The following is a 15952-nucleotide window of genomic DNA, read 5'->3' as shown; positions in this document are numbered from 1 at the left end:
AACGCGCTTTTCCTATACTCCCACATCGGCCTCCGCAATACTGCAAAAGGCTTCTTAGCCCTAGGCAAACAGGGCATCTTATGGCTTAATCTGCTAATATTTTCCTCCTTTAGAATCATAATGACTACGGCTAGGTTTTTCACATGCTGACGCGGATCCAACGAGTAGAAGCCCTTAACGACTCCCTGAAAAAACGGATATTGATATTGGACGGCGCCATGGGAACCATGATTCAGCGCTACAAACTGGAGGAAGCCGATTACCGAGGCGAGCGCTTCAAGGACTTCCACCGCGATATCAAAGGCAACAACGACCTTCTGTGTCTGACCCAGCCGCATATTATCAAAGCTATTCACAAAGCCTACCTGGACGCTGGCGCCGACATCATTGAAACCAACAGCTTCAACGCCACCTGGGTTTCCCAGGCCGAGTACGGACTGGAAGACATTGTTTACGAGCTGAATGTCGCCAGCGCCAAGGTCGCCCGTGAAGCGGCGGCGGAGAAAACAGCGGAAACGCCCGACATTCCCCGTTTTGTCGCCGGTGTGTTAGGCCCAACCTCTCGCACCGCCTCCATTTCGCCGGACGTTAACAACCCCGGTTACCGTAATGTCGATTTCCAGACTCTGGTCGACAACTATTACGAAGCCACCAAAGGCTTGGTCGATGGCGGCAGCGACATCATTCTGATCGAAACCATTTTCGATACGTTGAACGCCAAGGCCTGTATATACGCCGTACAGCAGTACTTTATCGACCACAATATCGAACTGCCGATAATGATTTCGGGCACGATAACTGACGCCTCCGGGCGGACGTTGTCCGGACAAACGGCCGAGGCATTCTGGAATTCCGTGGCGCATTCAAGGCCTATCAGCATTGGTTTGAACTGCGCGCTGGGGGCGGACGCCCTGCGTCCGTATGTGGAAGAGCTGTCCAACCGCGCCACCACTTATATCAGTGCCCACCCTAACGCCGGCTTGCCCAACGAATTTGGAGAATACGATCAAACGCCGGAAGAAATGGCCGCCATCGTGGAAGGCTTCGCCCAAGATGGTTTCGTCAACATCATTGGCGGTTGCTGCGGCACCACGCCGGACCACATCGCCGCCATCAAAAAAGCGGTAGATAAGCACGCGCCAAGAACTATTCCTGACATTAAGCCGCGCCTGCGCCTTTCGGGACTGGAGCCTTTCACGCTCACGGATGAAATCCGTTTCGTAAACGTAGGCGAACGCACCAACGTTACCGGCTCCCGTCGCTTTCTGCGTCTGGTCAAAGAAGAGAGTTACGAAGAAGCGCTTGATGTCGCCCGCGACCAAGTAGAAAACGGCGCTCAGGTCATCGACATCAACATGGATGAAGGCATGTTGGAGTCGGCGGACGCCATGAAAGTCTTCCTGAACCTGATCGCGTCAGAGCCGGATATTTCCAAGGTCCCCATTATGGTGGACTCATCAAAATGGGAAGTGATCGAAGCGGGTCTACGCTGCATTCAGGGCAAAGCCGTGGTGAACTCCATCAGCTTGAAAGAAGGCGAAGAGGACTTTATCGCCAAAGCGAAATCCTGCATGCGCTATGGCGCTGCAGTAGTCGTCATGGCGTTCGACGAAGCGGGGCAGGCTGACACCTACAAACGCAAAACGGAAATCTGCAAACGCAGCTACGATATTCTGGTTGGCCTGGGATTCCCGCCACAGGACATCATTTTCGACCCGAATATTTTCGCCATCGCCACCGGAATCGAAGAGCACAACAACTACGCGGTGGACTTCATTCAGGCCACCCGCTGGATTCGCGAGAACCTGCCCTACGCCAATATCTCCGGCGGCGTCAGCAACGTTTCTTTCTCCTTCCGCGGCAATGACACCGTGCGCGAGGCAATTCACTCGGTATTCCTGTTCCACGCCATCAACGCCGGCATGAACATGGGTATCGTCAACCCCGCACAGCTGGTTATTTACGATGAGATTCCCGCCGAGCTCAAAGAGCTGGTGGAAGATGTCGTTCTGAACAAACATCCCGACGCAACGGAGCGCCTGCTGGAAGCCGCCGAGCGTTATCGCAGCACAGGCGAGAAGAAGCAGGAAGAGAGTCAGGAGTGGCGCTCCTGGCCGGTCACCAAACGCCTTGAACACGCTCTGGTGAAAGGCGTGAACGCCTATATCCTTGAAGACACGGAAGAAGCGCGACTGGCGGCTGCGCGCCCTATCGAAGTTATCGAAGGGCCGCTGATGGACGGCATGAACGTCGTCGGCGACCTGTTCGGCTCCGGCAAAATGTTCCTGCCCCAGGTGGTGAAAAGCGCCCGCGTTATGAAGCAGGCGGTCGCGCATTTGATTCCATACATTGAGCAGGAAAAAGACGCCAAAGAGAAAGCCAAAGGCCGCATCCTGATGGCCACAGTCAAGGGTGACGTACACGACATCGGCAAGAATATCGTGGGCGTTGTTCTGCAATGTAATAACTATGAGGTTATCGACCTGGGCGTCATGGTTCCCTGCGAGAAAATATTGCAGGTGGCCAAAGAGGAAAATGTCGACATCATTGGCCTCAGTGGCCTGATCACGCCATCCCTGGATGAAATGGTGCACGTTGCGCGCGAAATGCAGCGCCTCAACTTCCAGATTCCTCTGCTGATCGGCGGCGCCACCACCTCCAAGGCGCACACCGCCGTTAAAATTGAGCCGGAATACAAAAACGACGTGACCGTGTACGTCACTGACGCATCTCGTAGCGTCAGCGTCGCCACTCGTCTGATGAGCGACACGCAAAAGACGGATTATGTGCAGGATATTCGTGCGGAATATGAGGAAGTAAGAGAAAGAAGGAAGAATCGGGAGCCATCCGCCAAGCCCATTCCTCTGGTTGCGGCGCGGGACAACCGATTCCAGGGCGACTGGAGCGATTACACGCCACCCACTCCAACTTTCACCGGCGTTAAGGTCTTTGACGACTACCCGCTGCAGGAACTGGTCGATTACATCGACTGGACTCCTTTCTTTATATCCTGGGATCTGGCCGGCAAATATCCACGCATTCTGCAAGACGAAAAAGTGGGCGAGGCCGCCCGCCAACTGTTCCAGGACGCCCAGAAAATGCTGTCTCACATTATCGACAACAACCTGTTGAAAGCGCGCGCGGTCGTGGGCATTTGGCCATCCCATCGCACCAGCGATGAAGACACGGTCCTGTACACGGACGAGAGCAAGTCAGCGCCCCTGGCGACGCTTAGCCACTTAAGACAGCAAACTCAAAGAGAGCAAAACCGCCCCAACTATTCACTGGCGGATTTCGTGGCTCCCGCCGAATCAGGTAAAGACGACTACGTGGGCGCTTTTGTGGTGACAGCCGGCATTGGCGCAGAAGAGCTGGCGAAACAATACGAAAGCGAGCACGACGACTACTCCAGCATCATGGTCAAAGCCCTTGCGGACCGCTTGGCGGAAGCCTTCGCTGAACGCATGCATGAACGCGTGCGCAAAGAGTTCTGGGGATACGCCTCAAGCGAGCAACTGGACAACGAAGCGCTAATCAAAGAGAAGTACGCAGGTATTCGTCCGGCCCCAGGCTACCCTGCCTGCCCGGATCATACAGAAAAAGCCAAGCTGTTCAGCGTTCTTGAAGCGGAGCTGCATACCGGCGTCAAACTCACCGAGCATTACGCCATGTATCCCGCTGCATCCGTCAGCGGCTGGTACTTCTCTCACCCGGAAGCCCGCTATTTCGCCGTAGGCAAGATTCAACGGGATCAGGTGGAAGATTACGCCGCCAGAAAAGGCATGACCTTACAGGAAGCCGAGCGCTGGCTGTCGCCCAATCTGGGTTACGATCCCTCCAGCCCAAACTGATCGACACGCACTAAGACGCCCCTTTCATGGGGCGTCAGTGCATGTAGAGTCTGGCTTTTCGTACTCTGGATTTTGTTATTAATATGAAGGACAAAATGCATGGACGCACCTGTATGGCGACAAGCCAAAGGAAACAAATAGAAGGATGCTATTTGTCTAGAGGATTAGCATAAGAAGGAGCGCCCGCCGGAAAACCAGGTCAATCTGAGTGTGGGCGTCAAATAATAAGACAAGCGAGTATGGAGAGCATCATGAACAACCTGTCCGAGCACAAGGAAAAAGAGCAAAAACCCTCCCTATGGCAGTTAGTGGTAAGCGTATTGGGAGCAGCGTTTGGCGTGCAAAGCAGCAAGACCCGGGAAAGAGACTTTAAACAGGCCAATCCCAAAGCCTATATCATTGGCGGCATCATATTCGGAGTGGTGTTTGTATTGACGCTGGCGCTTATCGTGAAACTGGTACTGAGTCAGGTCGCATAAGCCTGATAACTCGGCAGGTTCCGACCAACCTTCAGGATTAACACCTTAAGTTTTTATAGGCGCATCCAGACAAAGTGAGGATGAAACGCATGTCCCCACTTTGCTTCATTAATTCATCTCACATCAGGGAAACAGGAAAAACGGCTCGATAATCCGCCCGGGATGAAGTTCCGCAGCAGTCAGTGCCCCGCCACCCAGATCACCATCATGGAGGCAATGCTGAGTATCAGCACCACCGCTGCTATGGCGTCTACTTTGCTGTCGGGATTTGAAGTCGCGTTATGATTATTGTTTTCTGACACAGTCCAGCTCCTTTTTTGATGTCCGGATTGTACAAAGAGTATGTACCGGTTTGTTTTAAACCACATTTTTATTAAGTGCAAGCGCTTATAAAGGCCAACGCCCAGAATCCTGACGCCTCTGGCCAGAGGCCGGCGGCGCCGCTTATATTAAGGCGCCATGAACAAGAAAGGGTTCCGTCACATTCATATAATGAAAACGAATTACCATATAGATAATCAATCATTTTAATTATAAGTATATCCTGCTAAATTGGCGCCCATTCAATGGGTAATTGAAACTGTCAGGTAGTGTCAATGTATAGATACGACGATTACGATCGCCAGATCATCAAGGAACGAGTCAAGCAGTTCCAAGGGCAAACGGACCGTTTTTTCGCCGGTGAGCTCAGCAACGAAGAGTTCCTGCCCCTGCGTCTGCAAAACGGGTTATATGTGCAGCGGCTGGCGCCGATGCTGCGCATCTGTATTCCATATGGCATGTTGTCTTCCGCTCAGCTACGCAAGCTCAGTGAAGTCACGCGCAAATACGATAAGGGCTACGCCCACTTCACTACCCGGCAGAACCTGCAGCTGAACTGGCCGTCTATTGAAGATTCTCCAAAGATTCTCGCCGAACTGGCGGAAGTGGAGATGCACGCAGTGCAAACCAGCGGCAACTGTATTCGTAACACTACCACCGACCAGTTCGCAGGCGTGACGCCGGAAGAGATCGTGGACCCTCGCCCCTATTGCGAGATCATTCGTCAATGGTCCACTTTCCATCCCGAATTCGCCTTCCTGCCGCGTAAGTTTAAAATCGCCGTCAATTCCTGCCCGGATAGCGATCGCGCAGCCATTCAGGTTCACGACATCGGCATTCAGATCGTCAAAGACGCCGCTGGCGAGATTGGCTACAAAGTGTTGGCGGGCGGTGGTCTTGGCCGAACGCCAATGATCGGCTCCGTGATTCGCGAGTTCCTGCCTGAGCTGGACCTGCTGACTTACCTGGAAGCCATCCTGCGGGTATACAACCGTTACGGTCGTCGCGACAACAAGTACAAGGCGCGCATCAAAATTCTGGTTAAAGCCATGTCCCCGGAAGCTTTTGCTGAAAAAGTCGAAGCGGAATGGGAGCGCATCAAAGACAGCCCTTCCAAGCTGACTCTGGCGGAGATCGAGCGCATTAAATCATTCTTCACAGAGCCGGCTTATCTGGCGCTGGAAGATCAGCCCGCCGCATTGACCGACCGCCTGGCGGAAAACAAGTTTTTCAACAACTGGCATCACCGTAATGTCGCCCAGCATAAAAAGCCTGGATACGCGATTGTTACTCTGACGCTGAAGAAGCTGGGCGTTCCTCCCGGCAACATTACAGACAAACAGATGGACCGTCTGGCGGAGCTGGCGGACCAATACAGCTTCGGCGAAATGCGCATCACCCATGAGCAAAACGTGGTGCTGGCCGATGTAGAACAAGGCAAACTGTTCGAGCTGTGGGAAGCCATCAAATCACTTGGCTTCGCCACCCCCAACCTGGGCACGCTGACCGATATCATCTGCTGTCCTGGCGGCGATTACTGCTCGCTCGCGAACGCCAAGTCTATCCCTGTGGCGGAGGCGATTCAGGAACGTTTCGACAACCTGGACTACCTGTACGACCTAGGCAATATCGACCTGAACATCTCCGGTTGTATGAACGCTTGCGGCCACCACCATGTCGGCGCTATCGGCGTACTGGGCGTGGATAAGAAGGGCGAGGAATGGTACCAAATATCCTTAGGCGGAGCCTCAGGACAGGATGCGTCGCTGGGACAGATTCTGGGGCCGTCGTTTGCTCGCGAGCAGATGGCGGACGTCATTGAGAAGATTCTTGATGTATACGTCTCCAGCCGTAATGACGACGAACTGTTTATCGACACTTTCCGCCGCGTCGGCATCACCCCGTTCAAGGAGCGCGTTTATGCCAAACCTAATTAAGAACGCGGCGGTCGTCGCTGACGATTGGACTGTTCTGGACAAAGCTGAAGCCCCTGCGGAACAGGTTGTGCCGACAGGCAAAGTGATCATTCCTTTGAGCACCTGGCTGGCGCAGAGAGAACAGCTGTTGGCGAGAGCCCCCGAGCAAACCGGCGTTTGGCTGGATAGCGATGAAGAGCCTGACACTATCGGCGCAGACTTAAGCCACTTTAGCGTGATCGCTGTGAACTTTCCGAAGTTCGCCGACGGTCGCGGCTACTCCATCGCACGCATTTTGCGCGAGCAACTGCATTACGCAGGCGAACTGCGCGCAATCGGCGACGTACTCATGGACCAGCTTTTCTTCATGAAACGCTGCGGGTTTGACGCCTTCGCCGTAAGAGCGGATCGCGATGCAGAAAAAGCGCTGGCGGGACTGGCGGACTTTTCTGTCACCTATCAGGCGTCAGTGGACCAACCGGAACCCCTGTTTCGTCGCAGAATGCACTAGCACCAGCTTAGGCGTGTATTAAGGGTGGCGTCGTCCACCCTTTTTTGTGTCTGAACAAATGAGCCTTTTCCTTCTTAGAACAACAGCTTGTACTTTGACAGAGACGGAGACTGCCGATACTCTTTGGTAGAAGCCGATAGCGGAGCATCCATGGAAATCAATATCGTCTACTCATTCTTTCTGATCTTTTCCGGCGCCGCAGTTTTGGCTTCCGTCGCCCTCTTTACGCGACAACCTCTCATCCTCGCTTATATTGTTCTTGGCGCTTTGGTAGGCCCTTACGGACTGAGCCTGATCAACAACTCCGGCCTGCTCGCGGACATTTCTGAGATCGGGATTATATTCCTGCTGTTCCTGCTCGGCCTGGACATGCAGCCGAAAGCGCTGCTGCACGTATTGCGCAAGGCGACGCTGGTCGCCCTACTCAGCTCTCTAGTGTTCGCCGCCATCGGCTATGGGATCGCCATTGTATTTGGCTTCACCTCTTACGAGGCGATGATTGTCGCGATTGCGGCCACTTTCTCCAGTACGATTATCGGCATCAAGTTATTGCCGACGACAGTTCTGCACCATCGCCACGTCGGCGAGATGGTGGTTGGTCTGCTGCTGGTTCAGGACTTAATCGCCATTGTGGCGCTATTGATACTGGCCGCCGGCGACGAAGGTATTTCCGTCATGAATCTCGGCAAGACTTTCCTGGCTTTACCGATTCTCATCGGCGTTACCTTCCTCGCGGTCAAGTATGTGTTACTGAAGCTATTCTCCAAGTTTGACCGCTTTCACGAGTATGTCTTTCTACTGGCTATCGGCTGGTGTCTCGGCATTGCTGAGCTGGCGAAAGCCATGGGGCTGTCCTTGGAGATCGGCGCTTTCATTGCGGGCGTCACTATCGCCACCAGCCCCATCGCTCAATATATCGCTGAGAGCCTGAAACCCCTTCGGGACTTCTTCCTGGTGCTGTTTTTCTTCTCTCTTGGCGCCAGCCTTAACCTTGGATTGCTGCCTGATATCGCTATTCCCGCGATACTGTTGTCGTTGATCTTATTGGCGGCCAAACCAGCTACTTTCTATGGCTTGTTACGCACCATGAAAGAGGACAAGAAAACCTCTTGGGAGATTGGGTTTCGGTTGGGACAAATCAGTGAGTTCTCGTTGTTGATCGCCTTTCTGGCGACCAGCAAGTCTATGATTGGAGAGTCTGCGTCAGTGTTGATTCAGGCGACGGCGATCATCATGTTTATGTTGTCGTCTTACATTGTCGTGCTGAACTTCCCCAGCCCGATCGCCATCTCTGACAAGTTGCGGCGGGACTGAACCCGCCGCAGGCAATGGCTTTTGATAAATTACTCTTGGTCGATGTGCCGGAGCACGGCTCGCCCCAACATTTTGCCGCAATAGATCTTTTCGATGACGCCGGGCAACTCTTCCAGCACGACATCTTGCGCCAGAAAATTAAGGTCCGGCAGCGCCCAGTCACTATCAAGCTTTTCCCAGATATGGCGCTTCCTCTCTCTGGCGATCTCTACAGAGTCAATGCCATACAGCGTCACGCCACGCAAAATGAAAGGGAAAATAGAGGTGGAAAGTTCGGTTCCCGCCACCATGCCGCATGTCGTAGCAGCGCCGCTATGCTTCACCGTTTTGAGAATTTTGGAAAACAGCGCGCCGCCGACAGTATCCACGACCCCCGCCCAGGTTTCTTTCATCAGCGCCTTCTCAGGCATTTCTTCAAGATGGGAGCGGTCCAGCACTCTGCGTGCGCCCAGTTTGGCCAACAAGTCACTGTGGTCGACCTTGCTGGTCAAAGCCACGGTGTCGTAGCCCAACTTGGCCAACAGCGCCACCGCCAGACAACCCACGCCACCCGTGGAGCCAGTCACCAGTATTTCGCCATCGCCAGGAGCCACCGTCTGGCTCAGTCGATCCACAGAAAGCCCTGCGGTCAAACCAGCAGTGCCCAGCGTCATAAAATAATGCAGGTCATGTTTGGGAGGTTTCACCACGCACCACTCTACAGGCACGCGAATGTATTCACCAAATCCGCCCGGCGTATTCATGCCCAGATCATAGCCCGTCACAATGACTTCCTGACCTGGCTTCAATTCCGGCGAGCGGCTTTCCACCACCACGCCCGCCGCATCGATACCCGGGGTATGTGGGAACCGACGGGTTACGCCTTTGTGGCCGTGAGCGGACAGCGCATCCTTGAAATTCAAGGACGAGTACTTCACTTTCACCAATACATCGTTATCGGGCAAATCATCCAGAGATTGCTCTTGAATCTCAGTGTGAAAATATCCCCCTTTTTCCAGCACGCGTAGCGCCCGAAATTTACTATCGCTCATAGAGCAGACTCCGTCACTCAGTTATCTCTTTCCATTGCCGAATGAACCCAACAGGCGACGCCCGCTACAACCCGGTTCCCACGCCGGCATTCCCGCCTCGCTCGCGTCTTTAGCTTTTGAAGTTAAAGGACTTGGCGAGCTTGAGGCCGAGGCTTTCCAGTGACGCCGCCATCGATAACCCCACCTTTTCCGCCAGGGACTTTTTCTCGATATATCGCACCTGGTACACCTCGCATTCGTTACAACGCTCCGCCAGATAATCATCACTGGTCTGGATAGCGTCCACCAGGTTGATATCCTTGGCGCGCGCGCCGTACCATACTTCGCCTTTCGCCACCTCGTCGATATCCACCTGCGGCCGGTGCGTGGCGACGAATTCTTTGAACAGGACATGGGTTTCCTCAAGGTCCTGCATGAACTTTTCCCGTCCCTTCTCAGTGTTCTCACCGAATACGGTCAGCGTACGCTTATACTCTCCAGCTGTCAGCACCTCATAATCAATATCATGCTTTTTCAACAAGCGGTTAAAGTTCGGCAGCTGCGCCACCACACCAATGGAACCAATAATAGAGAAAGGCGCTGCAATGATTTTATTGGCCAGACAAGCCATCAAATAACCGCCGCTGGCGGCGACCTTGTCCACACAGACGGTCAGATTGACGCCGCGCTGACGAATACGCTCCAATTGCGACGCCGCCAGACCATAGCCATGCACCATTCCTCCTGGGCTCTCCAGACGCACGACAACCTCGTCTTCCGGTTTCGCCAGGCTGAGTACGGCGGTAATGGCTTCGCGTAGAGTGGACACTTCAGAGGCTTTGATATCGCCGTCAAAATCCAATACATACACCCTGCTCTTGTCCTGCTCTTGCAGCATATCCTTGTGAGCGTCCTTCTTGCTTTTCTTGTCGCTCTTCTTCTTTTCTTTGGCGGCGTTTTTCAGCCACTCCTTGCTGAAAACGCTATGTTCCAGCGCCTCGCGCATTCTCTTCAGGCGCTCATTGAGATGTACGACCTCGATCTCACCGTCCGCATGTTTTTTGCCGCGCTGGCTTAAAGCAATGATCGTCCCCACGACAAACAATATCGCCGCCGCGAGGGTCACAGTTTTGGCCAGGAAAGCGCCGTAATCGGTTAGAAAGTCCAAAAGTCGTACTCCTAAAATGGATGTTTATTCAAAGCATGTGATAGCTATCAATCTCTATTGATAGATACAATCCGGTTAAATTAAGGGCGTCTATGTAAATTGCAACCCACGGCGAAAAATGAATTGCGCCGCCAATTCAAACAAGCGTTCGATTTTTTATTGACAGACACCTGCAAAGCCCCTACATTCAGGCATTAGCGGTGTATATCTGCTGTTTACGAAAGACTTTACGTTTTGCCTTCAGGGAGTTGCTACTCCTTGAATTCTAAGCTAAAACATATGCGCCAAAGTCTCCACAATATAATTGTGTATTACTCTTATAAAGGAAAGCACCATGCCTGTAGCACAAATTTTTCAACAACTGAAAGACAACTTTAACGCCGACGCCGCTTCCGACCTTGATCTTGTTTTTCAGTTTGCCATTGAAGACGCCGACAACTATCACCTGGTAGTTAAAAACGGCGGCTGCGAGCTGATTCAAGGCGACCACGACGATCCTTCCGTTACTCTGATCATGAATTCCGATACGCTGAAAGGCATCGTCAGCGGCGAAACTGACGGCATGCAAGCGTTCATGGCGGGTGATCTGCGCGCTGAAGGCGACATGATGCTGGCGATGAAACTGGGCCAACTGTTCAACATCGGCTAAGCACTGTGGTTTTCTAAAGGCGCCTCTAGGGCGCCTTTTTTATGTCTGCTTTTTAGCTCTGTTTTTGTATCTGTATAGCAGAGACATTTCCGCTTCATGCTTAGCGTTGAAATGCGCTAGCCAGTTACTGCCACATCTCCACGGCTTCCACCGCCGGCGTATTGACTGGCCGGGCGATCAAACCGTCATTTCCTATTGAGACCGTAAAGATAGCGCCGTCGCGCATGGGCAAGTATGTGGCGCTACCGTATTTGGCGTCCACCCAGGGCACTCCTTCGTGGCTATTCAGCCAGACCCAGAAATCAAACCCGATGTCGGAAGGCGCGATGGCGAACACGGTGCGGGCGCCATCGTTTTCCTGTTCCAGCGAGTAATAACGCCCACTGATGCGCTCCAGACGATACCCCGGCTGCATACCCAGCGCGCTGAACGGCCCGGACCAGGACACCAGCCTGGCGTCCAACTGCCAGAGATCTCCCGATACATCAAAGCTGTACTCGCCATCTGGAGGAGCCGCGACCTTGACGCGGTACAGCTGCTCTCCCAGCTTCTGCATGCTAAGCGTGGCGATGGTGGTCTCCTGCTGATAGGCCTTATAACGGTACATATCCAAAGCCAGAAAACAGAGAAACACCGCAAATAAAAGCGCGACAAAGGTCATCGTGCCTTTCAACCAAACCAGAAACCAGGACTTCCTGAACAGAAGGCGCAAGCAAATAAAAACGGTCAGTATCGCAATCGCCACCAATGCGACACTAATGCCAGAATACAACATAGCCCTCCCCTGACCGCCCTCGGCGGCAGCCGTGAAACCGCATTTCTTCACCTGACACTGTTAGATCACTCGCTCCTGTCGCTCAAAAAATTAGGTAAGCATCCTGCGCTAATCGCCCTTTGAATTCTAGGACAGTCCCCGCAGGTTTTCATATTTTCTCAGGAATAACAGTGATAAAGGAGTTCGAGAGGGAGCCGGACGCGCCAACTAACATGCCTGACCCGACAAAGCGGCGAGCTCTGTTAACCAGTTGACGATATTGAACCGAGCCTGACCTGCCGCCAGGCTCAAAAAGGAAGGGTTTTGAGATTAGTAGCCCAAAGAGTGGACGCTTTCTTCCGCGAGTTTTAACAACTCAGGATTGCCAGCGCCGGAGCGACCAACGCTGTCCACGTAGTATTCAAGAGACGTCAGCGCATCGGCGAGCGTTTCCAGAACATGATCGCCGGGCTTGTTTTCATTCTTGATGAGTTTCTCTTCAATGCAACGCGCCGTAGCGTGCAACGCCTTCGCCGCGCGGGACTGCTCGATCATTACCAGCGCTCCGAGTACGCCTTCCAGCGTAGGCAGCACGTTGGCCAGATGCAGTTTGTCGCCGCCAGACTCCAGGTACGCAGTAATCGCCCGCTTGGCGAGAGAAAGACCCGCCTGGGACTCGCCAATCACGACGATATGCGCTTCCATCAGATAAGGACTGATCATCTCTTCCGCGTCAGCGCCGACTACTTTATCGGTCTCGATGGTGAGACCATCTTCCTCCAGCTGCAGAATCGCTTGCTCGATGCTCAACACAGAGTCCGCCACCTGCATCAGGTCGGTATTGCTCGGATGCTTTTTATCCATCGCCCATGAGGAAATGGTCTGGTGCACCCCTCTGGCCACCGCACTGAGATTGATGAGGTCCAGCATGGTTAGCGTATCCGCCAGCTTACCCAGGCCTTCCGCGATCTGGGACAGACCGTCTTCCTGGCCGTCGATCCCGCGCTCGATAATATCCAACTTGTCTTTGATTTGGCTGATTTCTTCGTGCAGCGCCTTAGACAGCGACGCCAGGACATCGCTGCCCGGCCCCATCAACAGACTACGATGCGCAATGATCTTGGCCTGATCAAAATCCGCCGGCGCGAGACTGTAACCGGCCAACAGCTCCCGGGTCTTCTCGCCTTTATCGCCGCTGATGGCGATCAGATACAACAAATCCTTCGCCACGGTCTCAGAAATAGCCTTGGCCGTGGCCACTTTGCCCAGTTTGACGATTTCCCGCGCGTACTTTTCGATTTTCATCAACAGGCGCTGTCGAGTCGGCGTCAGCTCCATGGACTGAGTATGCATCAGCTCCACGGTATATGCCGTCAGCGACCATAATTCAGAGATAGAGGATCCTGCACATATCTTGCTCATGCCGTCTGCGGCGCGACTCATCAGGCGATAGCCAATATCGGTTTCCTTGCTGCGCAACAGGTTCAGCAAGCCCACTTGATACATGTGACGCAGACGACGGCTGCGGTGCTCGAACACGTCTGTGGTAACGCTGGCGTCGCGCACGGGCTTGGGCGGAGAACGCTGGAACTCTACATCAAAGAAATAGCTGTCCGGCAGCGGCTTGGCGCGACGGGACAGACGCAGGAGATTGATGATCTCCAACAGCAATTCGGGATGGTCTTCACGACGACGCTGGTAGTATTCGGTATAACGGCGCAGTACAAATAAAGCCTGACTCAACGACGACAGCAATCCGTTTTTATCCTCAGCCGCACCGACGGGAACTTCATTGGCGATCGCCACGGATTCCTGACACAGAACGGTGCCGCCCTGCAGTTCAATCAATACAAAAATACCGCGCAGTTGATTCAGATAATCAATGCAATTCTGTAGATCTTCGCCGCTTTCGCGGTTTTCCTGAAAACGTTCGAGACTAAGCTCCGCTTGCTCAATCGTATTATTGATCTCCCTTTCGACCAGATCGAAGGAACTAGACTTTTTCGCGGCTAGCGTCGCGTCAACCATATACGATGTCCTTAATCCTCAGTTCATCAGCAACTGGGGAGTTTATTGTCAAAAAGTGGAAAATCGCCGAGTTATTACTAACTTATAACACAAAATTCAAGTTAAACAAGAAACTAACTGTTTCATTTGTTATCTGCTTGCGGAATCGCGAAAGCCCCGCAGGCATTAGGCCTAAAGAGAGAAACGATAAAAGGCGAATTCAAGAATAGTTGGCTATTATTGGAGTCACAACCGAATGCTCTCGCTGAAGCGGCAGTGCGAGCTTAAATGCATGGATTTATTGCCGTTTTTCATTAGAATGGTCGATCCTTACAATTTTTTAACTGGTCGTTTCGGCGGCCGCATTCGTTAACAGGAGCCAAGTATGGTGACCACTTTGCCGCAGGCGTTTTACAGTAATTTCCTGGGAAACGCCCCGAGCTGGTACAAGAAGGCCATTTGCCTCTTTCTACTGATTAACCCTTTCATCTTTATGGTCAGCCCCTACATCGCAGGCTGGGTGCTGATTCTGGAATTCATCTTCACTCTGGCGATGGCGCTGAAATGTTATCCGCTGCAACCTGGCGGCTTGCTCGCTATCGAAGCGGTCCTCATCGGCATGGTGTCGCCGCATACAGTATATGAAGAAGTCTCCGGCAACCTGGAAGTTATCCTGCTGCTGGTGTTTATGGTGGCCGGCATCTATTTCATGAAAGAGCTGCTGCTCTACGTGTTCACCAAAATACTGCTCAGCATTCGCTCCAAAGCGGTGCTTTCGCTACTGTTCAGCCTGGTGGCGGCGGTGCTCTCCGCGTTCCTGGACGCATTGACGGTAACCGCGGTCATCATCAGCGTCGCCGTCGGCTTTTACTCGGTCTACCACAAGGTCGCGTCAGGCAAACATTTCCACCACGATCACGATCATGGCGACGATGAGTCGGTCCATCACGACCACCGCTCCGACCTCGAACAGTTCCGCGGCTTCCTGCGCAGCCTGTTGATGCATGCCGCAGTGGGCACCGCGTTAGGCGGCGTATGCACGCAGGTGGGCGAGCCCCAGAACCTGCTGATCGCGCAGCGGATGGGCTGGGACTTTATCGAGTTCTTCGTACGCATGGCGCCCATCTCCATGCCTGTACTGGTGGCCGGTCTGGTGACTTGTTTCATTCTGGAAAAGACCCACTGGTTCGGTTACGGCGACGATATCCCTGCTTCCGTGCGCAAAATCCTGGAAGATTTCAATGAAGCCGAAAAGAAGAAAATGACGCTGCTGCATGAGTCCAAACTGATCGCCCAGGCGGCTGTCGCCGTTATCCTGGTAGTGGCGCTGGCGTTTCATTTGGCGGAAGTGGGCCTGATCGGTTTGACAGTCATTATCCTGGCGACCGCGTTTTGCGGCGTAATTGAGGAACACCAGATCGGCAAGGCCTTTGAAGAAGCGCTGCCCTTCACCTCCCTGCTGGTCGTGTTCTTCGCCGTGGTTGGGGTTATCCATGAACAACACTTGTTCACCGGCATCATCAATTATGTGCTGGGTCTGGAGAAGAGCATTCAGCCCGGCATGTTCTTTATCGCCAACGGCGTGCTGTCGATGATCAGCGATAACGTCTTCGTTGCGACGGTTTACATAGATGAAGTGCGTAACGCCTTCAAAGACGGTTTGATCGACAGAGCGCATTACGAAGCATTAGCCGTGGCGATCAATACCGGCACCAACCTTCCAAGCGTCGCGACGCCAAATGGCCAGGCTGCGTTCCTGTTCCTGCTGACGTCAGCCATCGCCCCTTTAATCAGATTGTCCTACGGCAAGATGGTCTGGATGGCGCTGCCCTACACCATCGTGATGGGCGCGCTTGGTTACGTGATGATTGTCGTTACTCTCTAAAGCCACGCCAGTCGCACTTAAGAAAAGTCAGAAACAAAAAAGCCGCCTCAAACAGGCGGCTTTTTTAGTTTAAAGCGGGAACAGATT

12 protein-coding genes are annotated in these 15952 nt (G+C 53.2%); 7 read left to right on the top strand and 5 right to left on the bottom strand.

Annotated elements, in window-relative coordinates:
• Positions 1 to 143 precede the first annotated feature (143 nt).
• Positions 144 to 3851, top strand: a complete 3708-nt coding sequence (gene metH / locus KP814_RS05950) for a methionine synthase (protein ID WP_216735892.1) — start codon at positions 144 to 146, stop codon at positions 3849 to 3851.
• A 251-nt stretch (positions 3852 to 4102) separates the two neighbouring features.
• Positions 4103 to 4330, top strand: a complete 228-nt coding sequence (locus tag KP814_RS05945; RefSeq protein WP_216735891.1) for a DUF2970 domain-containing protein — start codon at positions 4103 to 4105, stop codon at positions 4328 to 4330.
• Between the two features lie 179 nt (positions 4331 to 4509).
• Here KP814_RS05945 and KP814_RS33115 read toward each other — a convergent pair whose 3' ends face one another.
• Positions 4510 to 4632 (bottom strand): hypothetical protein, encoded by a 123-nt coding sequence (locus KP814_RS33115; protein ID WP_255509308.1) that lies wholly within the window; start codon positions 4630 to 4632, stop codon positions 4510 to 4512.
• 294 nt (positions 4633 to 4926) lie between these two features.
• Here KP814_RS33115 and KP814_RS05940 point away from each other — a divergent pair, with 294 nt between their 5' ends.
• The 3 genes from KP814_RS05940 to KP814_RS05930 all read left to right on the top strand — a co-directional run bounded on the left by KP814_RS05940 (position 4927) and on the right by KP814_RS05930 (position 8392).
• Positions 4927 to 6588, top strand: coding sequence for a nitrite/sulfite reductase (locus KP814_RS05940; protein WP_216735890.1), 1662 nt, complete (start codon positions 4927 to 4929; stop codon positions 6586 to 6588).
• Positions 6572 to 7078, top strand: a complete 507-nt coding sequence (locus tag KP814_RS05935) for a DUF934 domain-containing protein (RefSeq protein WP_216735889.1) — start codon at positions 6572 to 6574, stop codon at positions 7076 to 7078. The genes KP814_RS05940 and KP814_RS05935 overlap by 17 nt, the downstream gene beginning before the upstream one ends.
• Positions 7079 to 7228: 150 nt before the next feature.
• Positions 7229 to 8392 (top strand): cation:proton antiporter, encoded by a 1164-nt coding sequence (locus tag KP814_RS05930; RefSeq protein WP_216735888.1) that lies wholly within the window; start codon positions 7229 to 7231, stop codon positions 8390 to 8392.
• Between the two features lie 29 nt (positions 8393 to 8421).
• On the opposite strand, the gene KP814_RS05925 is transcribed toward KP814_RS05930, so the two are convergent.
• Together KP814_RS05925 and sohB are read right to left on the bottom strand one after the other, a co-directional pair.
• Complete coding sequence (locus KP814_RS05925) at positions 8422 to 9423, bottom strand: YhdH/YhfP family quinone oxidoreductase (protein WP_216735887.1); 1002 nt, start codon at positions 9421 to 9423, stop codon at positions 8422 to 8424.
• A gap of 109 nt (positions 9424 to 9532) precedes the next feature.
• Positions 9533 to 10570, bottom strand: a complete 1038-nt coding sequence (gene sohB, locus KP814_RS05920) for a protease SohB (RefSeq protein ID WP_216735886.1) — start codon at positions 10568 to 10570, stop codon at positions 9533 to 9535.
• 334 nt (positions 10571 to 10904) lie between these two features.
• On the opposite strand from sohB, the gene KP814_RS05915 reads away from it, so the two are divergent.
• Complete coding sequence (locus KP814_RS05915) at positions 10905 to 11219, top strand: SCP2 sterol-binding domain-containing protein (RefSeq protein WP_216735885.1); 315 nt, start codon at positions 10905 to 10907, stop codon at positions 11217 to 11219.
• Between the two features lie 124 nt (positions 11220 to 11343).
• On the opposite strand, the gene KP814_RS05910 is transcribed toward KP814_RS05915, so the two are convergent.
• Positions 11344 to 11994, bottom strand: coding sequence for an efflux RND transporter permease subunit (locus KP814_RS05910; protein ID WP_216735884.1), 651 nt, complete (start codon positions 11992 to 11994; stop codon positions 11344 to 11346).
• 309 nt (positions 11995 to 12303) lie between these two features.
• Positions 12304 to 14001: a chemotaxis protein gene (locus KP814_RS05905; protein WP_216735883.1), complete on the bottom strand. Its 1698-nt coding sequence runs from the start codon at positions 13999 to 14001 to the stop codon at positions 12304 to 12306.
• 364 nt (positions 14002 to 14365) lie between these two features.
• Here KP814_RS05905 and nhaB point away from each other — a divergent pair, with 364 nt between their 5' ends.
• Positions 14366 to 15865: a sodium/proton antiporter NhaB gene (nhaB, locus tag KP814_RS05900; RefSeq protein ID WP_216735882.1), complete on the top strand. Its 1500-nt coding sequence runs from the start codon at positions 14366 to 14368 to the stop codon at positions 15863 to 15865.
• The last annotated feature ends 87 nt before the right edge of the window (positions 15866 to 15952 follow it).

This window comes from Hahella sp. HN01, assembly GCF_018986435.1.
Lineage (GTDB): Bacteria > Pseudomonadota > Gammaproteobacteria > Pseudomonadales > Oleiphilaceae > Hahella.
Note: the sequence above shows the minus strand (reverse complement) of the source record. Positions and strands in the feature narration are given on the sequence as shown.